At 60.4% G+C, this 21865-nt stretch carries 23 protein-coding genes and 1 other RNA gene; 15 read left to right on the top strand and 9 right to left on the bottom strand.

Going from position 1 to position 21865, the window contains the following annotated elements:
• Positions 1-7: 7 nt before the first annotated feature.
• Positions 8-793 (bottom strand): transporter substrate-binding domain-containing protein, encoded by a 786-nt coding sequence (locus MF6394_RS25950; RefSeq protein WP_044269753.1) that lies wholly within the window; start codon positions 791-793, stop codon positions 8-10.
• A 255-nt stretch (positions 794-1048) separates the two neighbouring features.
• Here MF6394_RS25950 and MF6394_RS25945 point away from each other — a divergent pair, with 255 nt between their 5' ends.
• From MF6394_RS25945 to MF6394_RS25920, 6 genes are all read left to right on the top strand, one after another.
• The gene (locus MF6394_RS25945) at positions 1049-1744 is read left to right on the top strand and encodes a FadR/GntR family transcriptional regulator (RefSeq protein WP_078467840.1); all 696 of its coding nucleotides are present in this window, start codon (positions 1049-1051) and stop codon (positions 1742-1744) included.
• Positions 1745-1864: 120 nt separating this feature from the next.
• The gene (gene trxA / locus MF6394_RS25940) at positions 1865-2194 is read left to right on the top strand and encodes a thioredoxin TrxA (protein ID WP_044269751.1); all 330 of its coding nucleotides are present in this window, start codon (positions 1865-1867) and stop codon (positions 2192-2194) included.
• A 234-nt stretch (positions 2195-2428) separates the two neighbouring features.
• A complete protein-coding gene (gene rho, locus MF6394_RS25935; protein WP_003176825.1) occupies positions 2429-3688 on the top strand; it encodes a transcription termination factor Rho in 1260 nt (419 codons plus the stop codon).
• Positions 3689-3845: 157 nt separating this feature from the next.
• Complete coding sequence (locus tag MF6394_RS25930) at positions 3846-5828, top strand: acyltransferase family protein (RefSeq protein WP_078467839.1); 1983 nt, start codon at positions 3846-3848, stop codon at positions 5826-5828.
• Positions 5829-5887: 59 nt separating this feature from the next.
• Complete coding sequence (ubiD, locus tag MF6394_RS25925) at positions 5888-7354, top strand: 4-hydroxy-3-polyprenylbenzoate decarboxylase (RefSeq protein WP_003195329.1); 1467 nt, start codon at positions 5888-5890, stop codon at positions 7352-7354.
• Positions 7354-8322: a CDP-6-deoxy-delta-3,4-glucoseen reductase gene (locus tag MF6394_RS25920; RefSeq protein WP_078467838.1), complete on the top strand. Its 969-nt coding sequence runs from the start codon at positions 7354-7356 to the stop codon at positions 8320-8322. Before ubiD ends, MF6394_RS25920 begins: the two co-directional genes overlap by 1 nt.
• Before the next feature lie 577 nt (positions 8323-8899).
• Here MF6394_RS25920 and MF6394_RS25910 read toward each other — a convergent pair.
• Positions 8900-9382, bottom strand: a complete 483-nt coding sequence (locus MF6394_RS25910; RefSeq protein WP_078467837.1) for a sn-glycerol-3-phosphate transporter — start codon at positions 9380-9382, stop codon at positions 8900-8902.
• 250 nt (positions 9383-9632) lie between these two features.
• Between MF6394_RS25910 and MF6394_RS25905 the strand changes: the two genes are divergently transcribed.
• A complete protein-coding gene (locus MF6394_RS25905) occupies positions 9633-10286 on the top strand; it encodes a gamma-glutamylcyclotransferase (RefSeq protein WP_032894602.1) in 654 nt (217 codons plus the stop codon).
• On the opposite strand, the gene glpT is transcribed toward MF6394_RS25905, so the two are convergent.
• Together glpT and MF6394_RS25895 are read right to left on the bottom strand one after the other, a co-directional pair.
• Positions 10283-11620: a glycerol-3-phosphate transporter gene (gene glpT / locus MF6394_RS25900; protein ID WP_032878817.1), complete on the bottom strand. Its 1338-nt coding sequence runs from the start codon at positions 11618-11620 to the stop codon at positions 10283-10285. The genes MF6394_RS25905 and glpT overlap by 4 nt on opposite strands.
• Before the next feature lie 291 nt (positions 11621-11911).
• The gene (locus MF6394_RS25895) at positions 11912-12889 is read right to left on the bottom strand and encodes an NADPH:quinone oxidoreductase family protein (RefSeq protein WP_044269739.1); all 978 of its coding nucleotides are present in this window, start codon (positions 12887-12889) and stop codon (positions 11912-11914) included.
• 150 nt (positions 12890-13039) lie between these two features.
• Between MF6394_RS25895 and MF6394_RS25890 the strand changes: the two genes are divergently transcribed.
• Positions 13040-13447: a flagellar basal body-associated protein FliL gene (locus MF6394_RS25890; protein ID WP_014720413.1), complete on the top strand. Its 408-nt coding sequence runs from the start codon at positions 13040-13042 to the stop codon at positions 13445-13447.
• A gap of 38 nt (positions 13448-13485) precedes the next feature.
• On the opposite strand, the gene MF6394_RS25885 is transcribed toward MF6394_RS25890, so the two are convergent.
• On the bottom strand, positions 13486-13935 hold the full coding sequence (locus MF6394_RS25885; RefSeq protein WP_044269738.1) for an EVE domain-containing protein: 450 nt from the start codon (positions 13933-13935) through the stop codon (positions 13486-13488).
• A gap of 195 nt (positions 13936-14130) precedes the next feature.
• Here MF6394_RS25885 and MF6394_RS34360 point away from each other — a divergent pair, with 195 nt between their 5' ends.
• Positions 14131-14280 carry a hypothetical protein gene (locus tag MF6394_RS34360; RefSeq protein WP_010207387.1) on the top strand — a complete coding sequence of 50 codons (150 nt, stop codon included), beginning with the start codon at positions 14131-14133 and terminating at the stop codon, positions 14278-14280.
• A 12-nt stretch (positions 14281-14292) separates the two neighbouring features.
• On the opposite strand, the gene MF6394_RS25880 is transcribed toward MF6394_RS34360, so the two are convergent.
• The 4 genes from MF6394_RS25880 to MF6394_RS25865 form a co-directional block, all read right to left on the bottom strand.
• Positions 14293-14922, bottom strand: coding sequence for a 5-formyltetrahydrofolate cyclo-ligase (locus MF6394_RS25880; RefSeq protein WP_069558541.1), 630 nt, complete (start codon positions 14920-14922; stop codon positions 14293-14295).
• 56 nt (positions 14923-14978) lie between these two features.
• Positions 14979-15157, bottom strand: a non-coding RNA gene (ssrS, locus tag MF6394_RS25875) — 6S RNA.
• Positions 15158-15187: 30 nt separating this feature from the next.
• Positions 15188-15505 carry a cell division protein ZapA gene (locus MF6394_RS25870; protein ID WP_014720410.1) on the bottom strand — a complete coding sequence of 106 codons (318 nt, stop codon included), beginning with the start codon at positions 15503-15505 and terminating at the stop codon, positions 15188-15190.
• The gene (locus MF6394_RS25865; RefSeq protein ID WP_003177365.1) at positions 15502-15711 is read right to left on the bottom strand and encodes a TIGR02449 family protein; all 210 of its coding nucleotides are present in this window, start codon (positions 15709-15711) and stop codon (positions 15502-15504) included. The genes MF6394_RS25870 and MF6394_RS25865 overlap by 4 nt, the downstream gene beginning before the upstream one ends.
• Positions 15712-15849: 138 nt before the next feature.
• Here MF6394_RS25865 and MF6394_RS25860 point away from each other — a divergent pair, with 138 nt between their 5' ends.
• From MF6394_RS25860 to MF6394_RS25835, 6 genes are all read left to right on the top strand, one after another.
• Positions 15850-16407 carry a YecA/YgfB family protein gene (locus tag MF6394_RS25860; protein ID WP_044269733.1) on the top strand — a complete coding sequence of 186 codons (558 nt, stop codon included), beginning with the start codon at positions 15850-15852 and terminating at the stop codon, positions 16405-16407.
• Between the two features lie 20 nt (positions 16408-16427).
• Positions 16428-17750 (top strand): Xaa-Pro aminopeptidase, encoded by a 1323-nt coding sequence (gene pepP, locus MF6394_RS25855; RefSeq protein ID WP_044269731.1) that lies wholly within the window; start codon positions 16428-16430, stop codon positions 17748-17750.
• Complete coding sequence (gene ubiH, locus MF6394_RS25850) at positions 17747-18934, top strand: 2-octaprenyl-6-methoxyphenyl hydroxylase (RefSeq protein WP_069558540.1); 1188 nt, start codon at positions 17747-17749, stop codon at positions 18932-18934. Before pepP ends, ubiH begins: the two co-directional genes overlap by 4 nt.
• The gene (locus MF6394_RS25845) at positions 18927-19412 is read left to right on the top strand and encodes a DUF4442 domain-containing protein (RefSeq protein WP_060763919.1); all 486 of its coding nucleotides are present in this window, start codon (positions 18927-18929) and stop codon (positions 19410-19412) included. Before ubiH ends, MF6394_RS25845 begins: the two co-directional genes overlap by 8 nt.
• 8 nt (positions 19413-19420) lie before the next feature.
• The gene (locus tag MF6394_RS25840; protein ID WP_171905491.1) at positions 19421-20638 is read left to right on the top strand and encodes a 2-octaprenyl-3-methyl-6-methoxy-1,4-benzoquinol hydroxylase; all 1218 of its coding nucleotides are present in this window, start codon (positions 19421-19423) and stop codon (positions 20636-20638) included.
• Positions 20639-20857: 219 nt separating this feature from the next.
• Positions 20858-21862 carry an extracellular solute-binding protein gene (locus tag MF6394_RS25835; protein WP_047712039.1) on the top strand — a complete coding sequence of 335 codons (1005 nt, stop codon included), beginning with the start codon at positions 20858-20860 and terminating at the stop codon, positions 21860-21862.
• Positions 21863-21865: the final 3 nt, after the last annotated feature.

The raw sequence follows: 21865 nt of genomic DNA, 5'->3' as shown, positions 1-21865 counted from the left end.
CTCCGCGTCAGAGGTCGGCAGGCAGCGGTTCTTTGAGCCACTGCATCGCGTTTTTCCCCAGGCTGCCGTCAGCCTTGGCTGCCACCAGGATCTGGTTGACCTTTTCCAACAGCGCCGGCTCGTTCTTGTTCACGCCCACGTACACCGGCGAGTCCTTGAGTTTCACCTTCAGTGCCGGTACGCGTTTGGGGTTGCGTTCGCTGATGGCCACCATGACCACGTTGCCGCTGGCGATCAGGTCCACCTGGCCGGCCAGGTAGGCAGCGATGGTGGAGTTGTTGTCTTCAAAGCGCTTGATGGTGGCTTCCTTGGGGGCCACCGCGGTCAGCTCGATATCCTCGATGGCGCCACGGGTTACGCTGATGGTCTTGCCCTTGAGGTCGTCGAGGCTGGCGATGGCAGCATCAGGCGGCCCAAACACGGCAAGGTAGAACGGTGCGTAGGCGTTGGAGAAGTCGATGACCTTGGCGCGCTCGGGGTTCTTGCCCAGGCTGGAAATCACCAGGTCGACCTTGCCAGTGGTGAGGAACGGGATGCGGTTGGTACTGTTTACCGGCGTCAGTTCCAGCTTGACCTTGAGTTGGTCGGCCAGCAGCTTGGCGGTGTCGATGTCCAGACCGCGTGGCTTCATGTCCGGGCCCACCGAACCAAAGGGTGGGAAGTCCTGGGGCACGGCAACCTTCAGGGTGCCACGGGCGACGATGTCATCCAGACCATTCGCCTGGGCGGGTGCCTGGCTCAGCATCAGGCTGGCAAACAGGGCAGTGAGCAGGGCGCTGTAGCGCTTGGTCATGGCAACTCTCCGAAAATGGCGAAGGAATTTTCTGAGTTTGCCCAGTGCACAGCCCATGCCAGCACCGTTCGGATCGTCTGCAAGGCTGATGTTTGTTGAGGTGCACAGGTCTTACTGGTCTGAACAGTGGTCAGGTTTTTCGCACCCTTTTCGAGCGTCGACAAAAAGCGGCGAGCCCCTTTGGGGCGTGGCTTGCAGCCGGCCCTGAATAGTTTTACAACGGGTCACACCGCTATCTGGAACCCAGAGCTTTTTATGAATTCCATTGCCCAAGCCGTACCGGAAGCGGCCTTGCAGGCCATCCGCAAACTGATCAAGGAGCAATGCTTCGGGCCGGGCGACGCGTTGCCGTCCCAGCGCGACCTGGCGCTGCAATTGGGGGTGAGCCGGGCGTCGTTGCGCGAGGCGCTGTCGTCCCTCAGCGCCTTGGGCGTGGTCAGCGTGCAGCCGGGCAAGGGCGTGTTCGTGCAGGACATGCAAGAGGCGCCGGGGTTCGCCTGGCCCTTTGCGGCGCAGGCCACGCCGCCGGATATCTTCCAGTTGCGCTACGCCTTGGAGGGGTTTGCGGCGGGCTTGGCAGCGGTGACACTAACCCTCGATGCACTGGACAGCCTGCAAGACAATGTTCAAGCCATGCGCAAAGTGCTCAAGGCGGGCGACTTCGAAGCGGCTGCCCGCCTGGACTTCGAGTTTCACCAGCGCATTCTGCTGGCCAGCGGTAACCAGGCCATGGTGAGCATCCTCAGCGCCAGTGCCGAGGTGTTTCTGGAAAGTCAGAAGCTACCGTTCATCCGGCCGGAGCGGGCCATGGAGACCTGGCAGGAACATCGCAGAATCCTGCGCGCCCTGGCCCGCCGCAGCAGTACGGCGGCGCAGAAAACCATGCAGGAACATATACGTAATGCAGCGTTGCGCACGGGCATTGCGTTCGTGACGCCCGCTACGCCGTGACGGGGTCATACCCACACTCATTCAAGTTCATAGCAAGACTCAATCAGACGCGGCTTCCTGAACAGGGGAAGGGCAGCTATGATGGGCAACGTTTTTTTTGCTTACAATCCGGAGACATCCATGAGCAGCGATCTTATCAAGCACGTCACCGACGCGTCCTTTGAAGCCGAAGTCCTCAAGGCTGACGGCCCGGTGCTGGTTGACTACTGGGCTGAATGGTGCGGCCCTTGCAAAATGATCGCTCCGGTCCTGGACGACATTGCAACCACTTACGCAGGCAAACTGACCATTGCCAAGCTGAACATCGACGAGAACCAGGAAACCCCGGCCAAGCATGGCGTGCGTGGTATCCCGACTCTGATGCTGTTCAAGAATGGCAATGTCGAAGCGACCAAAGTGGGCGCGCTGTCGAAGTCCCAACTGCAAGCTTTCCTCGACGCAAGCCTCTAAGCGTCGTCAAAAAAGCCCCGCAAATTGCGGGGCTTTTTCGTAAAGCAGGGCTAGACGCTCCGAAATCCAGGTGGTACATTCGGCCCCGCAGTGGTTTCTCCACTGCCCCCTGCAAGCCGTCGCCGACGCATTCCTTTTCGATTAGTACGCGATCCTGTCGCCTTCTCTGCGGCGCGGCCTCATTAAGCCAAAAGCTTAATTTCCCCCCTCCATAAATGATTACGTCATTCCTATATGAATCTGACTGAACTCAAGCAAAAGCCGATTACCGACCTGCTCCAACTGGCCGAAGAAATGGGCATAGAAAATATGGCCCGTTCGCGCAAGCAGGACGTGATTTTCTCCCTGCTCAAGAAGCACGCGAAAAGCGGCGAGGAAATCTCCGGTGATGGCGTGCTGGAGATTCTCCAGGACGGCTTCGGCTTCCTCCGCTCTGCAGACGCGTCCTATCTCGCCGGCCCAGACGATATCTACGTCTCGCCGAGCCAGATCCGTCGCTTCAACTTGCGCACCGGTGACACCATCGTTGGCAAGATCCGTCCTCCGAAGGAAGGCGAGCGTTACTTCGCCCTGCTCAAGGTCGACACGATCAACTTCGATCGCCCCGAGAACGCGAAAAACAAGATTCTCTTCGAGAACCTGACTCCGCTGTTCCCGACCGTGCGCATGAAGATGGAAGCCGGTAACGGCTCCACCGAAGACTTGACCGGCCGTGTGATCGACCTCTGCGCTCCAATCGGCAAAGGCCAGCGTGGCCTGATCGTCGCCCCGCCCAAAGCCGGCAAGACCATCATGCTGCAGAACATCGCCGCGAACATTGCGCGTAACAACCCTGAAGTTCATCTGATCGTGCTGTTGATCGATGAGCGTCCGGAAGAAGTGACCGAAATGCAGCGCACCGTGCGCGGCGAAGTGGTTGCCTCGACGTTCGATGAGCCGCCAACCCGTCACGTGCAGGTTGCCGAAATGGTGATCGAAAAGGCCAAGCGCCTGGTCGAGCACAAGAAAGACGTGGTGATCCTGCTCGACTCCATCACCCGTCTGGCCCGTGCCTACAACACCGTGATCCCGAGCTCCGGCAAGGTGCTGACCGGTGGTGTCGATGCTCATGCCCTGGAGAAACCGAAGCGTTTCTTCGGCGCTGCGCGCAACATCGAAGAAGGCGGCTCGCTGACCATTATCGCCACCGCGCTGGTTGAAACCGGCTCGAAGATGGACGAAGTGATCTACGAAGAGTTCAAGGGTACCGGCAACATGGAACTGCCTTTGGATCGTCGCATCGCTGAAAAGCGTGTGTTCCCTGCGATCAACATCAACCGTTCCGGCACCCGCCGCGAAGAGTTGCTGACCGCAGACGACGAACTGCAGCGTATGTGGATCCTGCGCAAGCTGCTGCACCCGATGGACGAAGTCGCTGCCATCGAGTTTTTGATCGACAAGCTGAAAACCACCAAGACCAACGACGAGTTCTTCCTGTCGATGAAACGTAAGTAAATACTGCGTTTCTGGTCCAAAAAAATGGCGCCCCCCAGGGGGCGCCATTTTTTTTGCGTCGAGTTTGTGTGGTTTTTATGGCATAAGTATCAGTTAAGTAACAAAAATTGACGCGTGACTACGCTCATTCCTTTCGTCACAGACTGACCACATTCATATGACCACTCTTGCTTACCGCAGAGACATCGACGGCCTGCGTGCCATCGCTGTCCTCGCAGTCGTGTTGTTTCACTTTGGCGTTCCAGGCATTACTGGCGGTTTTGTTGGCGTTGATGTGTTTTTCGTCATTTCCGGCTTTCTAATCACGTCAATTATCTGGCGTGAGCGTCAAGCTGGACGCTTCAGCTTCATCGACTTCTGGGCTCGCCGCGCCCGGCGTATCTTGCCGGCACTGTTTGTGATGATTGCGGCGACACTGGCAGTGGGTTGGTTTCTGTTGGCGCCCAAGGACTATGAAGAGTTGGGGCGGTCTGCGCACTATCAGGTGACTTTTACCTCGAACCTGTTGTTCTCGCGTCAGCACGGATACTTTGATGCCTCATCGGACATCAAGCCGTTGCTGCATACCTGGTCATTGGCGGTAGAAGAGCAGTTCTATATTTTCTTCCCGTTGCTGCTGGCTTTGCTTTCCAGCCGTTTGAAGCACTGGCGCCTGGCATTGTTCGCGGTGCTGCTGGTGTCGTTTGGCATGAGCGTCTGGGCGGTTCAGCATGAGCCGCAGAAAGCTTTCTTCTTATTGCACCTGCGGGCCTGGGAACTACTGGCCGGTGCAATGCTGGCGGTGCAGCCCAAGCGTGAATGGCGCGCCTCGCCGGCCTTGGCCCAAGGCGTCAGCCTGGCTTCGCTGGCATTGATCCTCATCGCTGTACTGGGTTACGACGCGAAAACGCCGTTCCCAGGCGCGACCGCGTTGTTGCCCGTGCTGGGGGTGGTCGGGTTGATCTGGGCCAACGGCCAGCAACCGACCTGGGTCGCTCGCCTGTTGGGCACACGGATCATGGTGGGTATCGGGCTGATTTCTTATTCCTGGTACCTCTGGCACTGGCCGGTGTTCGTGTACGCCAACTATGCCGCAGTGGATGGCTTGAGCGCGCTGGAGTTGGCGGGGCTGATGCTGCTTTCGCTGGTGCTGGGTTACCTGTCCTGGCGCTTCGTGGAAACGCCGTTCCGGGAAAAACGTTTGCTGGCTTCGCGTAAGGCGATTCTGGCGTCAGCCATGGTCGGCATTCTGGGGCTGGGCTTCACTGGCCTTGCGATACGCGAAGCTGACGGCGTGCCTTCGCGCTTGTCCGAACAGGCGTTGCGCTTTGCCCAGGCCAAGAAGTGGAGCCCGGACCTGCTGGCGTGCATGGCCGACAAAGATACGCCCGATGAACGCTTGTTCTGCCATTTCGGCCCCAAAGGCCAATCGGTTTCAGCGCTGGTGTGGGGCGACAGCCACGCCACCGCGCTGATACCGGCACTCAAAGAGGGCGCTGATCGCCACGATATCAGCCTGGTCGAAGCCAGTTTTGCCGGCTGTATTCCCCTCGATGGCCTGGAAAATATTGCCCGCTGCGCGCATTTCAACCGTCGCGTCGAGAAGGCCATGGCCGAGCAGACATTCAGCGATGTGGTGTTGGCCGCCCGCTGGAGCCTGTATGTGTATGGGCAAATGTCCGGTGACAAGGAGCATGCGCTCAAAGACCCGGGCACCGGCCAGTATGTGCGTGCCGTCGCCGAACAACGCTTTGCCCAGGGCTTGCGCGAGCGCATCCAGGGCTTGCGCGCTGCCGGGCACAAGGTCTGGCTGGTCAAGGAAGTGCCGCTGCAGGAAATCATCGTGCCTTACCGTCTCAGCCGTCTGGCCATGATGAACCGCCCCGTGGACGGTGAAGGGCTCGCATTGGCTGAGCATGTGAAACGCCAGGCCTTTATCACGCAATTGTTTGATGAGTTGGCGGCTGCTGACAGGGGTGTCGCGGTGCTGGACCCCGCGCCATTGCTGTGCGGCGCCGATGGGTTGTGCCGGGTCGAACTCAATGGCCGCGCGCTGTATACCGACGATAATCACCTTTCAGACGTCGGCGCGCGACACATCGAAGCCTTCCTGGAGCCGTTGTTCAGTTCTTTGCAATCACGCGGTTTGACGGCCAATTAAGCTGCCAGCCGCCCTCAGAGCAGGTAGGATGTACGCCTATTTTACGGGTGGCATGGTTAATGAAATTCAAGGATCTTCGGGATTTCGTGCAGCAACTTGAGCAGCGCGGAGAGTTGAAACGTATCCAGATGCCGATTTCTCCGGTGCTGGAAATGACTGAGATTTGCGACCGTACCTTGCGCAACAAGGGCCCGGCGCTGTTGTTCGAAAACCCGACCGGCTTTGATATCCCGGTGCTGGGCAACCTGTTCGGCACTCCCGAGCGCGTGGCCTTTGGCATGGGCGCCGAGTCCGTCAGCGAACTGCGCGAGATCGGCAAGCTGCTGGCCTTTCTCAAGGAGCCCGAGCCGCCCAAGGGCTTGAAGGACGCTTGGTCCAAGCTGCCGATCTTCCGCAAAATCATCGCCATGGCCCCCAAGGTGGTCAAGGACGCGGTGTGCCAGGAAGTGGTCATTGAAGGCGATGATGTCGACCTGGCCATGCTCCCGGTGCAAACCTGCTGGCCCGGCGACGTCGGCCCGCTGATCACCTGGGGCCTGACCGTCACCAAGGGCCCGAACAAGGACCGCCAGAACCTCGGTATCTACCGTCAGCAAGTCATTGGTCGTAACAAAGTGATCATGCGCTGGCTGAGCCACCGCGGCGGCGCCCTCGACTTCCGCGAGTGGTGCGAGAAGCATCCCGGCAAGCCGTTCCCGGTTTCCGTAGCCCTGGGTGCTGACCCTGCGACCATCCTCGGCGCAGTGACACCCGTACCTGACAGCCTCTCCGAGTACGCCTTCGCCGGCTTGTTGCGCGGTAATCGCACGGAGCTGGTGAAGTGCCGCGGTAATGACCTGCAAGTGCCGGCCACCGCCGAGATCATTCTTGAAGGCGTGATTCACCCAGGTGAAATGGCCGATGAAGGCCCGTATGGCGACCACACCGGGTACTACAACGAAGTCGACAGCTTCCCGGTGTTCACCGTCGAGCGCATCACCCATCGGGTCAAGCCGATCTATCACAGTACCTACACGGGCCGTCCGCCCGATGAGCCGGCCATCCTCGGCGTGGCGCTCAACGAAGTGTTCGTGCCGATCCTGCAAAAGCAATTCCCGGAGATCACCGACTTCTACCTGCCGCCCGAGGGCTGTTCGTACCGCATGGCCATCGTGACCATGAAGAAGTCGTATCCGGGGCATGCCAAGCGGGTAATGCTCGGTGTGTGGTCGTTTTTGCGACAGTTCATGTACACCAAGTTCGTTATTGTCACCGACGACGACATCAATGCCCGGGACTGGAACGACGTGATCTGGGCTATCACCACGCGCATGGACCCCAAGCGCGACACGGTGATGATCGACAACACGCCCATCGACTACCTCGACTTCGCGTCGCCGGTATCGGGCCTGGGCTCAAAGATGGGCCTGGATGCCACGCATAAATGGCCGGGCGAAACCACGCGTGAGTGGGGCCGGGTGATCGTCAAGGATGAAGCCGTCACGGCGCGGGTCGATGCGATCTGGAAAGAATTGGGAATAGATTGATGCGTGTAATCCTGCAACCTTCCGGTGCTGTGCTGGAACTGGCCCCTGGCGAGCGAATCCTCGAGGGCGCACGCCGCCTGGGCTATGAGTGCCCCCAAGCCTGTCGCAATGGCGTGTGCCATGTGTGCGCGGCGTTGCTGGTGGAGGGCCGCGTACAGCAAGCCGGGGAGGTGCGCGATCATGGTGAGTTCTACACCTGTATCGCCGAGCCGCTGGAGGACTGCGTGGTGTTGTGGGATGGCGTTCTGGCGCCGGGAGAGTTGCCGTTGCGCAAATTGTCGTGCCAATTGACCGAGTGTGTGCAAGTGGGTGGCGATGTGTGGCGTGTGCGGCTGCGCGCCCCGGCAGGCAAGGCGGTGCGTTACCACGCCGGGCAATACCTGATGATCGAGCGGGACAGCGGCGAGAAATCGGCGTTCTCCCTGGCCTCGGCGCCCCATGGCGGGCGTGAGTTGGAGTTGCATGTACTGGCACGGGAAGCCAGTGCGCGCAGTCTCATCGAGCAGTTGCAGCGTAACCAGATGGCCCGCGTCGAGCTGCCGTTTGGTGACACTCACCTGGCTGAACTGCCAGACGGTCCCCTGGTACTGATGGCCGCCGGCACCGGCATGGCGCAGATGCACAGCCTGATCGAGCATTGCCGCGCTTCAGGCTTCAAACACCCGGTGCATCTGTACTGGGGCGTGCGCCTGCCGGAAGATTTCTACGAAATCGAGCACTGGGATCAATGGCTGCATTTACCCAACCTGTTCCTGCACAAAGTGGTCAGCGACCTGTGTGGTTGGGAAGGGCGCTGTGGTTTGCTGCATGAGGCGGTGTGCGAAGACATTGCGGACCTCAATAGCGTGCACGTCTACGCCAGCGGTTCGCCGGCGATGATCTACGGCACCCTGGACGCACTGGTCAACGCCGGCATGGATGCGCACCGGATGCGCGCCGACGTCTTCGCCTACGCCCCAAGGCCCTAATGTGGGAGCTGGCTTGCCTGCGATGGCGGCCTGCTAGCCGAAGCCTATCTACCTGACACCCCTCGATCCAACTGTGGGAGCGGGCTTGCTCGCGAAGGCGGCCTGGCAGTCAACAGGGTTGGATTGTGTGCATATCCATTGCTGCGGTAACGGCCGCTTAGGGTTCCGCCTGACGGCGGGTCACTTTGGAAAAGAGCCCCAAAGTAACCAAAGGGCTCTTGCCCCACCACTCGGCACCTCGCCTGGGCTCGGTGTGCCCGTAATCCGCCAGTGATTTGGGGGGCCGCCGCCACGCGCCATCCATGGCGCGTGGCGGCTAAACCGGCATCCCTGCCGGTTTACCCCCCAAATCCCTGTCGAATTCCGGCCAGCGTGGTTTGACGGGGCGCCTAAGATCAAAAGCAGATCAAGAGCAAGATCAAGAGCGACTCGCTTCGCATCGTGGTTACCGTCTGCTGTTAAAACCCACGAAGTTGTGTAGATACCTATGCTGCGATAGCGGTGGGTCAGCGCCTCATTTGATGACTGGCACACCGCTATCGCAGGCAAGCCAGCTTCCAGCCGGGACCTTGCTGTGTCAGAAGCGCACTCCAGTCGTCACCATTGCCGCGTTGAACCCGAGCAATACCAGCTCAGCCGCCACTGGCCCGTAATGCGTGCCCACCGATGGAATGATCACCGGCGCCACGCCGAATCGGTTCAACGGGATCTTGTCGCGGTACTCGCCGCGATAGCCCTGGAGCAGCCCGCCGGTCAATTTTGCATACACCGGATAGTCGGCCATGTCATAGCGCTTGCCCACATAGGCGTAGTACGAGCGCTGGCGGAACGAGTTACGAAAGGTCACCCCACCGTACAGCAGGCCCGATGCCTCGTTGCGTTCCAGGCCGATCAAGTCCTGCTTGTTGTTGTGCTCAGGGTCGGGTGCGAAGTGCCGGGTGTAGACGCTGGTCTGGGCGTACCAGAAGCCTTTGTCGTCGTTGGCAGGTGGGGTTTCGCTCGCCAGAGCGCTGGTGGCTTGGGCCAGGAACAACAGCCCAGGCAATCGAAATTTTTTCATGGGGCGACCTCGATAGTCGATGTGATGAACGGCTAAGTGGGTCGTTGTGTGCGCGCTATTTTGACGGCTTGGCGCCCGCCCAGGCTGAACCGGGGCTGACAGTAGCGGGATTAACCGTGCAAATCCTGACGAGTGGTGGGCGTTGATTATGCCCAGTGGTACTTTTTCGCCGTACGGTTACAGCGCTGCGTTTTATTACGGTAAAGTCGCTTACAGCTGGTAACACACAGGAGGCGCACCGCATTTCGCCATGACCGTCATTGAAACCGATCTTCTGCAATTGGCTTACCCTCCGCGACTCGATCTTGGGCCGCAACTCACCCACGAACAGTTAATGAGCTCGATGCAGGCCACCATGGCTCGGCATAAGGGTGGGCCGGTGTGGCTATTTGCTTATGGTTCGCTGATCTGGCGCCCTGAATGTTCATCCACCGAACGCGTACGGGCGCGGGTCCACGGTTATCACCGGGGCTTGTACCTGTGGTCCCATGAGCATCGGGGTACGCCGGAGTTGCCGGGTTTGGTGTTCGGGCTGGATCGCGGGGGTTCCTGCAGCGGGTTTGCTTACCGTTTGCCGGAAGACCAGTTGGAGGCCTCGCTGTATGCTCTGTGGCAGCGCGAGATGCCTTACCCCTCTTACCGGCCGCACTGGCTCAGCTGCCGATTGCAAGATGGCAGTACCGTGCAGGCGTTGGGGTTTGTGTTGGAGCGGCATTTGCCCAGCTATGCCGGCAACTTGCCCGATATCGTGCTTAACCATGTACTGCAAAGCGCTTGCGGGCGTTACGGCACCACTCGCGATTATGTCGAGCAGACCGTGAACGCCCTGCGTAGCCACGCCATGCCAGATAAAAACCTGGAGGCGCGGCTCAAGCGTTGTGCCAAGGATTGCCCGGGCGGTTAGCGCGCCGAGCTGACACTATTGGTGTGCCACAGCGTAGGGATCAGGAACGCGATCGCCAGTACGCAGGCGCCAATCAGCAGTACGAAACCACCGTCCCAGCCGAAGTGGTCAACTGTGTAGCCCATGGCCGCACTGGCCGCTACCGAACCGCCCAGGTAACCGAACAAGCCGGTGAAGCCTGCTGCGGTGCCGGCGGCTTTCTTCGGTGCCAGCTCCAGCGCCTGCAGGCCGATCAGCATCACCGGGCCGTAGATCAGGAAGCCGATGGAGAACAGCGCAATCATGTCGATCATCGGGTTGCCCGGCGGGTTGAGCCAGTAAACCAGGGTTGCCACTGTTACCAGGGCCATGAACACGATGCCGGTCAGGCCGCGGTTGCCACGGAAGATCTTGTCCGACATCCAGCCGCACAGCAGCGTGCCCGGAATACCCGCCCACTCGTAGAAGAAGTACGCCCAGGACGACTTATCGACCGTGAAGTGCTTGGCTTCTTTCAAATAGGTGGGCGCCCAGTCCAGTACGCCATAACGCAGCAGATAGACAAACACGTTGGCGAAGGCGATGTACCAGAGCATTTTGTTTCGCAGCACGTATTTGACGAAGATTTCCTTGGCGCTGAATTCGTCTTCGTGGCTGGCGTCGTAGCCTTCTGGGTAGTCGTTCTTGTATTTCTCGATAGGCGGCAGGCCCACCGATTGCGGGGTGTCGCGCATGGTGATGAAGGCAAACGCCGCCACTGCCAGGGCCACGGTGGCCGGCACGTAGAACGCTGCATGCCAGTCGTTGAACCACGCCATGCCCAGCAGGAACAGCGGGCCGATCAAGCCACCGCCGACGTTATGCGCAACGTTCCACACGGACACCACGCCGCCGCGTTCTTTCTGCGACCACCAGTGCACCATGGTCCGCCCACTTGGCGGCCAGCCCATGCCTTGGGCCCAGCCGTTGATGAACAGCAAAATGAACATCATGGTCACGCTGGACGTTGCCCAAGGTGCGAAACCGAAAATGAACATCACCCCCGCCGAAACCAGCAGGCCGAAGGGCAGGAAATAGCGTGGGTTGGAGCGGTCGGACACCAGGCCCATCAGGAATTTGGACAAGCCGTAGGCAATCGCAATCGCCGACATTGCCAGGCCCAGTTCGCCACGGGTGTAACCCTCGTCGATCAGATAAGGCATGGCTAGGGAGAAGTTTTTACGCAGCAGGTAGTAGCCGGCGTAACCAAAGAAAATACCCGCGAAGATCTGCCAGCGCAGTCGTCGGTAGGTACTGTCTATTTTTTCTTCAGGCAGGGGCGCCTGGTGTGCGGCAGGTCGAAAGAAAGCAAACATTCAAGAGCTCCAAATTTCTTGTTTTGACTGCGGATGCGAATGTTACAGTTTCGTTACCGAAAATAGCATCGCCTCTTATCCGCAAACACAGGAAACACGAGCAATTGCATGTTCTTTTACGAACATGTCGCTAATAGATAAGTTGTGGGCGTGATTAGGTCCTAAGACCACTGAGTAACCACTGTGGGAGCTGGCCTGCCTGCGATGGCGGTCTTTCAGGTTCATTTGTAGCAGCTGACCCACCGCTATCGCAGGCAAGCCAGCTCCCACATGGATTGCATTTCAGGTGTGTTATCGGGTTTGGACAACTATTTTACCCACCGCCTTGCGCTGTCCCAGGTCATTGATCGCCTGTGCCGCCTGTTCCAGCGGATACACCTGCGACACCAAAGGCTTGAGCTTGCCCTCGCCATACCAGGTGAACAATTGCTGGAAATTCGCCGCATTGTCCTGTGGCTGGCGTTGGGCAAACGAGCCCCAGAACACCCCGACCACCGCTGCGCCCTTGAGCAACGCCAGGTTCACCGGCAGTTCAGGAATACGCCCGCTGGCGAAACCTACCACCAACAGCCGACCGTTCCAGGCGATCGAACGAATGGCCTGGTCAAACAGGTCACCACCCACTGGGTCGTAGATAACATCGGCGCCGTTGCCATCGGTCAGGCGCTTGACCTCATCCTTGAGGCTGGCTTCGCTGTAGTTGATCAGCTCATCGGCGCCGGCGGCCTTGGCCACTGCAAGTTTATCGGCGCTGCTGGCAGCAGCAATCACCCGGGCGCCCATGGCCTTGCCGATCTCTACGGCAGCCAAGCCCACGCCGCCGGACGCGCCAAGCACCAGCAGGGTCTCGCCGGGTTGCAGGTTGGCGCGTTGTTTCAGCGCATGCATGGAGGTGCCGTAGGTCATGCTGAAGGCGGCGGCGGTGTTGAAATCCATGCTCGGCGGGATCGGCAGCACGTTATAGCCGGGCACCGCGACCTGCTCGGCAAAGCTGCCCCAGCCGGTCAGGGCCATCACGCGGTCACCGGCTTTCAGGTGGCTGACTTTCTCACCCACCTCGCTGACCACGCCTGCCGCTTCGCCACCGGGTGAGAACGGAAAGGGCGGCTTGAACTGGTATTTGCCTTCGATGATCAGCGTGTCCGGGAAATTCACCCCGGCCGCATGCACGTCCAACAGGATTTCGTTCTTCTTGATCGCCGGGCTGGCGATCTCTTCCAGCACCAGGGTTTCGGCGGGGCCGAAGGCTTTGCACAGCACAGCTTTCATCGGACTATTCCTTTTGGCGTCGTGGCCGATAAGTGTAGGAGGGTACGCCCGTGGGTCAACGAGCATGCCCACGCCTGATAAGCCCCCATAAGCTTGTGCTCAGCCTTGCTAGCGTTATGCTACCCGGCAACCGAATTCGAGGAATGAACTGTGAAAGCGTGGATCCTGTTGATGCTGGCCCTGACCTTGCCGATGGCAGCCCAGGCCGAAGAGGCCAAAGAGGGCGAGGCGCCGAAGGTCAGCTATATCAGCCTGAGCCCGCCGTTCGTGGGCAATTACGGCCTGGATGGCACCGCCAAGCTCAAGGTCTACAAGGCCGACATTGCGCTGCGCGTGACCGGTGATGAAGCGGCGAAGTTGGTCAAGGCTAACGATCCGTTGATTCGTAACCAACTGGTGGCGCTGTTTACCCAGCAGACCAACGAGACCATGAGCAGTGTGGAAGGCAAGGAAAAGCTGCGCCAAGAGGCGTTGAAGCAAACGCAGCAGGTGATGAACGATGAAACCGGCAAGCCGGTGGTGGAAGACCTGCTGTTCAACAACCTGATCATCCAGTAGGAGCGAGCAAGCTCGCTCCTACAAGAAGCCGGGGCCAGTTAAAGCAGATGAAGGACCGCTGCCCACTGCTCCGGTGTGACCGCCATGACAGAAAGCCGGCTGCCCTTCTGCACCAGCGGCATTTCAGCCAGTGCGGTTTGTTGCTTTAGATAGCCCAGGCCCAGCACCTTGGGGAAGGTCTGCACATGGGCGACATCGATCGCACTCCACGGGTTTTTCTCCGGCGTGGCCTTGGCGTCGAAATAGTGGCTTTCTGGTTCCAGCGCAGTGGGGTCCGGGTAGGCGGCCTGAATGATTTTGCCGATGCCGGCAATCCCTGGCTCCGGGCAGCTGGAGTGGTAGAAGAAAAATTCATCGCCCACGGCCATAGCGCGCAAAAAGTTGCGGGCCTGATAGTTGCGTACGCCGTCCCAGCGCGCTTCGCCGAGCTTTTCCAGGCCGTTGATGGAGAGTTCGTCGGGCTCGGATTTCATCAGCCAGTAGGCCATTTTTGGGCTCCTGAAAAAGGCATTGGGCAAGTTGTCGGGCAATTGCATGACAAACCGACAGTCGGTTGGCGTCAAGGTTTGCGTGTTGGTTCACGTTACCGCAGAATGCGCGCTTTTAAGCTTGACGCAGCTGCAACGGACTACTTTGGAACGTTGTTGTCATCGTGTACGAGGTGCCTGAAAGGGGGGCAATCGATGCAACGTAAGCCGGATTTACTATGGATTTTGGTTATTTTGTTTGGTCTGGGCGTCGTGACCACCGGTTATGCCCAAAGCCTGTGGTCGAACAAGACCGATGCACCGGTTGAACTGGCTCAGCAGCAGCCACAACCGTTCAAGCGTTAACTCAAGCATTCACTAAGGCGCCGCTGTTTCCAGCGGCGTTTGTGCGACATACCACTGCTTATCGGTGACCGTCCCCGCCAACGGCACATCCCAGCTGGCCTGCGCCAGGCGTCCGACTTTCTGGCATTCATGGGCCAGCCCTAGCAGCGTTGGCTTGCGCCAGCTCTGGCGCCGAGAAAGATAGGCCAGGCTGCGGTCGTAAAACCCGCCGCCCATGCCCAGGCGCCCACCCACATCATCGAACCCCACCAACGGCAACAACACCAGGTCCAGCGCCCAGACTTGGCGTTGGCGATGGGCATTGACCCGTGGTTCAAGGATGCGAAAGCGGTTGGGCAGCAACTTATCCCCAGGGCGTACGCGCTGGAACACCATCTTGGTGCGCGGCCAGGCGCTGAGCACCGGCAGGTAAGTGGCTTTGCCGCGGCGCTGGGCTGCACGCAGCAGCAGGCGCGGATCGATTTCACCGTCTGTAGGCAGATATAAAGAGATATGTTTGGCCCGGCGAAACAGCGGGTGCTGTGCCAGTTGCCGGTACAGGCCGTGAGCGGCCTGGCGCTGCTCGCTTGGCGTGAGGGCGCGGCGGGCCTTGCGCAACATGCGTCGAAGGTGCGGACGAGATAGCGGCGCAGGTTCGGTCATGATTTCGGCTCATAAAACAATGCCAGTCCGGGGACTGGCATTGAGTTTGGGAATTCAGGCTCCCCGACAGAGCCGCTGTCGACTTAGCCCTTGAACCCGAAAGTTCAAGGTGGAAGAAGCAGTAGGCTTTAAGGCTTTCCGTCTAGCGGACATGCACACCAGCCCAACGTGCAACTTCCAGGGTAGTGCGAATCGGCTCAGGGACATCGCCGACTGGCAAACACGCCAGGGAGTGGGGCGAGTATACCTTAAACCTGCTCGGCAATCAGCCCTTGGGTGTGTCTGAATCGGTGGAAAGCACCAGATCCACGCGATCGAGCAGGTCACGCACCTGCTCGCGCGTCGAGCCGCTGGCCTGTACGTCAGGGCGCTCCTGCTTATGCAGCAGGTCGTGGGTGATATTCAGCGCGGCCATCACGGCGATGCGGTCGGCGCCGATCACTTTGCCGCTGCTGCGGATTTCGCGCATCTTGCCATCCAGGTAGCGGGCAGCGCTCACCAGGTTGCTGCGTTCTTCCTGAGGGCAGATGATCGAATATTCTTTGTCGAGGATCTGCACGGTAACGCTATTGCTTGAACTCATGAGTCTTGCTCCAGGGCCTTCAGGCGCGAAATCATCGATTCGACCTTACGCCGGGCGATTTCGTTTTTTTCAATGAGGTGAGCGCGTTCCTCGCGCCAGGTCTTTTCCTGAGCTAATAGGAGTCCGTTTTGACTCTTAAGTTGCTCGACCCGATCAATTAGCAGTTCGAGTCTGGCCATCAGCGCTTGCAGGTCGGTGTCTTCCATTGGGTTCCACTGGATTTGTCTGATGAATGGCAACTGCAGGATAAACGATCTGACGCCCTCGATAGTCTTGGTGCGTCTGCCGGTGCTAGGATACAGCGCTCCATTCTAGACATTGCGCCGTCTGGCGCCTAGCTCACCATGCCCATTCAGAACTCCCCGTACGATGCTTTTTCCAAACTGCTGAGCGCCAGCGGCCATCCATGCTCGCCTGCTGAACTGCACGGCGTGCTGTTGGGCCGCAGTTGCACCGGTGTCGGCTTTGATGCCGACACCTGGTTGGCCGATGTGGCCGAGCTGCTGGAAACCGAACCCACCGACAATGTGCGCAACGCATTGATCGGCCTGCAAGAAATGGTCAAGGGCGAGCTGACCGGTGATGACGTCACCGTGGTCCTGCTACTGCCCACCGACGACGCCCCGCTGGCTGATCGCGCTGCCGCGCTGGGCCAATGGTGCCAGGGTTTCCTCCATGGTTTCGGCGTGAATGCCGGCGGCCTGGAGCTGAGCACCGACGCCAAGGAAGTGCTGCAGGACCTGGCGGCCATCTCCCAGGTGCAAGATGCCCTGGAAGAATCCGAAGACGGCGAAGGCGACTACATGGAAGTCATGGAATACCTGCGTGTCGCGCCGCTGCTGCTGTTCACCGAGACCCGCAAGTCCGCTGAGCCCGTCGCACCCAAGCCGTCGCTGCACTGAGAAAGGACACCCATCTGCCCATGATCCATATCCCCAAAGCGGAATACACCCGGCGTCGCAAGGCGCTCATGGCGCAGATGGAACCCAACAGCATCGCGATCCTGCCGGCCGCCGCCGTGGCCATCCGCAACCGCGATGTCGAGCATGTCTACCGCCAGGACAGCGATTTCCAGTACCTGAGCGGTTTCCCCGAGCCCGAAGCGGTGATCGTGCTGATGCCCGGTCGCCAGCACGGCGAGTACGTGCTGTTCTGCCGCGAGCGCAATGCCGAGCGCGAATTGTGGGACGGCCTGCGTGCCGGCACCGAGGGCGCGATCCGCGACTTTGGCGCTGACGACGCATTCCCCATTACCGATATTGACGACATCCTGCCCGGCCTGATCGAAGGTCGCGACCGCGTGTACTCGGCCATGGGCAGCAATGCCGAGTTCGACCGGCATGTGATGGAGTGGATCAACGTGATCCGTTCCAAAGCGCACCTGGGCGCCCAGCCGCCGAACGAATTCGTTGCCCTGGATCATTTGCTTCACGATATGCGCCTGTATAAATCGGCGGCAGAAGTGAGGGTGATGCGCGAGGCGGCGCGAATTTCCTGTGTGGCTCATGTGCGGGCGATGCAGGCCAGTCGTGCCGGTTTGCATGAGTTCAGCCTGGAAGCCGAACTGGATTACGAGTTCCGCAAGGGCGGCGCGAAAATGCCCGCCTATGGCTCCATCGTCGCCGCCGGGCGCAACAGCTGCATCCTGCATTACCAGCAGAATGACGCGGTGCTCAAGGACGGCGATCTGGTGCTGATCGACGCCGGGTGCGAGATCGATTGCTACGCCAGCGACATCACCCGTACCTGGCCGGTCAATGGCAAGTTTTCGCCCGAGCAAAAGGCGATCTACGAGATTGTGCTGGCCTCCCAGGAAGCCGCCTTCAAGCAGATCGCGCCGAACAAACATTGGAACCAGGCCCACGAGGCGACCGTGCAGGTCATCACCGCCGGCCTGGTGAAGTTGGGGTTGTTGCAAGGTGACGTTGACGAACTGATCGCCAGCGAAGCCTACCGCGCCTTTTACATGCACCGTGCCGGCCACTGGCTGGGCATGGATGTGCATGATGTGGGCGAGTACAAAGTGGGCGGTGAATGGCGCGTGCTGGAAGTGGGCATGGCCTTGACCGTGGAGCCGGGCATCTATATTTCCCCGGACAACCAGAACGTGGCAAAGAAATGGCGCGGCATTGGCGTGCGCATCGAGGACGACGTGGTAGTGACCAAGCAAGGCTGTGAAATCCTGACCGGCGGTGTGCCCAAGACCGTTGCCGAGATCGAGGCGTTGATGGCGGCTGCCCGATGAGCCGGGTCAACCTGGCGATTATCGGCGGTGGCCTGGTGGGCGCCAGCCTGGCCCTGGCATTGCAAGCCGGGGCCAAGGCGCGGGGTTGGAAGATCGTGCTGATCGAACCCTTTGCACCGGGCGACAGCTACCAGCCGAGCTACGATGCGCGCTCTTCTGCGCTGTCGTTTGGCGCACGCCAGATTTACCAGCGGCTGGGCCTGTGGCAAGCCATTTCCCGGCGCGCCGAGCCGATCAAGCAGATCCACGTTTCGGACCGTGGGCGTTTCTCCACCGCGCGCTTGTCCGCGATGGAGGAGGGTGTGCCGGCCCTGGGTTATGTGGTGGAAAACGCCTGGCTCGGCCAATGCCTGTGGCAAGGCTTGGACAAGGACGTGGTGAGCTGGCGCTGCCCGGCGGAAGTCACGCGCATGGAGCCGCTGCCCGATGGCTATCGCCTGACCCTCAACGATGAAACCGTGCTGGAATGCGACCTTGCCGTATTGGCTGATGGCGGCCGCTCCGGCTTGCGTGAGCAACTGGGCATTGGCGTGAAAACCCGGCCCTACAACCAGAGCGCGCTGATCGCCAACATCACCCCGAGCGAAGCCCACAATGGCGAGGCGTTCGAGCGCTTTACCGATGAAGGCCCCATGGCCTTGCTGCCGCTGCCGGACAACCGTTGCGCGCTGGTCTGGACCCGCATCGGCATGGACGCCCAGCGCCTGGCCAACCTTGACGAACGTAGCTTCCTGAGCGAGTTGCAGGGTGTGTTCGGGTATCGCCTGGGCACCCTCAAGCAAGTGGGCGCCCGCCACCTGTACCCGTTGACCCTGGTGGAAGCCGAAGAACAAGTGCGCTCGCACCTGGCCGTTCTCGGCAATGCCGCCCACAGCCTGCACCCGATTGCCGGGCAGGGGTTCAACCTGTCCCTGCGCGATGCCAGTGCCTTGGCCGAAGCGCTGTTGGCCGGGCCGGCGGTGCCGGGTGACTTGGCGACGTTGCAAGGCTATCGCGAGCGTCAGCGCCTGGACCAGCAACTCACCGTAGGCTTCTCCGACCAGGTCACGCGCCTGTTCGGCAGTGCTCAGCCGTTGGTGGCGCTGGGCCGCAATATGGGCTTGCTCGGCCTCGACCTGTTGCCCCCGGCCAAACGCTGGTTCGCCCGTCAGGCCATGGGCCTGGGTACGCGTTCCGATGCGTAAGTGGCTAACCCAACGCGTGGGCAAGGCGCGCCTGTTGCGCTGGTTCCTCACCCTGTACCCGCCGTACCTCGGCGCCGGGGTGCGGGTGCAGGCACTGAGTGCCGACTTCCGGCATGCCAAGGTGCGCATGGGCCTGGGTTGGTACAACCGCAATTACGTCGGTACGCAATTTGGCGGCAGCCTGTATTCGATGGTCGATCCGTTCTACATGTTGCTGTTGATGGAAAACCTGGGCCGCGACTACATCGTGTGGGACAAGGCTGCGAGTATCGACTTCATCTCGCCGGGCAAAGGCCCGGTGTATGCCGAATTCTCCATCGACGACACTTTGCTCGATGAAATCCGGCGCCAGACCGCAGGTGGCGAGAAATATCTGCCCCACCTCAAGGTCGAGATTCATGACGGCTCCGGCACCCTGGTGGCGCGGGTCGACAAAACCCTTTATGTGCGGCGCAAGCCGCCAGCGAGACAGGCTTGAATATGGACATGCGCGCAGATGTGCTGATTGTCGGGGCCGGAATGGTCGGAAGCGCCCTGGCGCTGGCGTTGCAGGGCAGTGGCCTGCAGGTGCTGCTGCTCGACGGCAGCCCGTTGAGCGTCAAGCCGTTTGAACCGGCTGCGGCGTTTGAACCGCGGGTGAGCGCGCTGTCGGCGGCCAGCCAGCGCATTCTTGAGCGCCTGGGCGTGTGGGACGGCATCGTAGAGCGGCGTGCCAGCCCCTATGGCGAAATGCAGGTATGGGACGGCAGCGGCACTGGGCAGATCCACTTCTCGGCGGCCAGTGTGCATGCGGAGGTGCTTGGGCATATCGTCGAGAACCGCGTGGTGCAGGATGCCTTGCTCGATCGCCTGCATGACTGCGACCTCGGCCTGCTGGCCAATGCGCGCCTGGAACAGATGCGCCGATCCGGCGATGACTGGTTGTTGACCCTGGCCGACGGCCGCAAGCTGCGCGCGCCGCTGGTGGTGGCCGCCGACGGTGCCAACTCCGCCGTACGCCGCCTGACCGGTACACCTACCCGCGAATGGGATTACCTGCACAACGCCATCGTCACCAGCGTGCGCAGCAGTCAGCCGCACCAGCGCACCGCGTGGCAACGTTTCACCGACACCGGCCCGTTGGCGTTCCTGCCGCTGGTGCGCGATGGGCAGGAAGACTGGTGCTCGATTGTTTGGTCGACCACGCCCGCGGAGGCTGAGCGCTTGATGGCGCTGGATGATGAACGCTTCTGTCGGGAACTGGAACGTGCCTTCGAGGGACGCTTGGGCACTGTGGTCAGTGCCGACCCGCGTGTGTGCGTACCGTTGCGCCAGCGCCATGCCAAACGCTATGTGGCCGAAGGCTTGGCGTTGATCGGCGACGCCGCCCACGTCATCCACCCGTTGGCGGGGCAGGGCGTCAACCTGGGCTTCCTCGATGCGGCCGTGCTGGCCGAAGTGCTGTTGGCAGCGACCGAGCGTGGCGAGCGCCTGGCCGATGTGAAAGTGCTGAGCCGTTACGAGCGACGTCGTATGCCCCACAACCTGGCGCTGATGGCGGCGATGGAAGGCTTCGAACGCTTGTTCCAGGCCGATCAACTGCCGCTGCGCTGGCTGCGCAACGCGGGTTTGAAAATCGTCGACCAGATGCCCGAAGCCAAAGCCGTGTTTGTGCGCCAGGCACTGGGTTTGACTGGCGATCTTCCCGAACTCGCCAAACCCTGAACTGAAATGCGTCCGTTCGGGCTTGTGTGGGAGCGGGCTTGCTCGCGAATGCAGTGGGTCAGTTGATATTTCTATAACTGACACTCCGTTTTCGCGAGCAAGCCTGCTCCCACAAAGGTGAATAAAAGCACCTGCAACATCTGGTAACGCCTCCACCAAGCGTTACCAAATGTGAGTCCTTATCATTTGCCCTCCATTTGCAAATGAGAGACCGCACCCATGTTGGCACCCAAGCGCCTCCTGACTGCCCTGGCACTCACCCTGATCGGCAGCACCACCGTGCAGGCGGCCGACGAAGTCGTGGTCTACTCCTCGCGTATCGACGAACTGATCAAGCCCGTGTTCGACGCCTACACCAAAAAGACCGGCGTACAGGTCAAGTTCATTACCGACAAGGAAGCCCCGTTGATGCAGCGCATCAAGGCCGAGGGCGAGAACGCCACCGCCGACCTGCTGCTCACCGTTGACGCCGGCAACCTCTGGCAGGCCGAACAGATGGGCATCCTGCAACCCTTCACCTCGCCTGTCATCGACAAGAACATTCCTCTGCAATATCGCTCATCGGCCCACGCCTGGACCGGTTTGAGCCTGCGTGCGCGGACGATCGCCTACTCCACCGACCGGGTAAAGCCGGGCGACCTGACCACCTACGAAGCCCTGGCCGACAAGCAGTGGGAAGGCCGTCTGTGCCTGCGCACGGCGAAAAAAGTCTACAACCAGTCGCTGACCGCCACGTTGATCGAAACCCATGGCGCGGCCAAGACCGAAGAAATCATCAAGGGTTGGGTGAATAACCTCTCCACCGACGTGTTCTCCGATGACATCGCCGTGCTAGAGGCCATCAACGCCGGGCAATGCGACGTGGGTATCGTCAATACCTATTACTACGGTCGCCTGCACAAGCAGAAGCCAGACCTGGCCGTGAAATTGTTCTGGCCGAACCAGGGCGATCGCGGTGTGCACGTGAACCTCTCCGGCATCGGCCTGACCCAGCACGCACCGCACCCGGAAGCCGCCAAGGCGCTGGTGGAGTGGATGACCACGCCTGAGGCACAGCAGATCTTCGCCGACGTCAACCAGGAATTCCCGGCCAACCCGGCGGTACCGCCATCGGCGGAAGTGGCGACCTGGGGCAAGTTCGTGGCCGATACCTTGCCAGTGGAAGTGGCAGGCAAGCGCCAGGCCGAGGCGATTCGCCTGATGGATCGCGCTGGCTGGAACTGAAGC

Origin of the sequence: Pseudomonas sp. MF6394 (assembly GCF_002018845.1) — a bacterium.
GTDB classification, from domain to species: Bacteria; Pseudomonadota; Gammaproteobacteria; order Pseudomonadales; family Pseudomonadaceae; genus Aquipseudomonas; species Aquipseudomonas lactis.
Note: the sequence above shows the minus strand (reverse complement) of the source record. Positions and strands in the feature narration are given on the sequence as shown.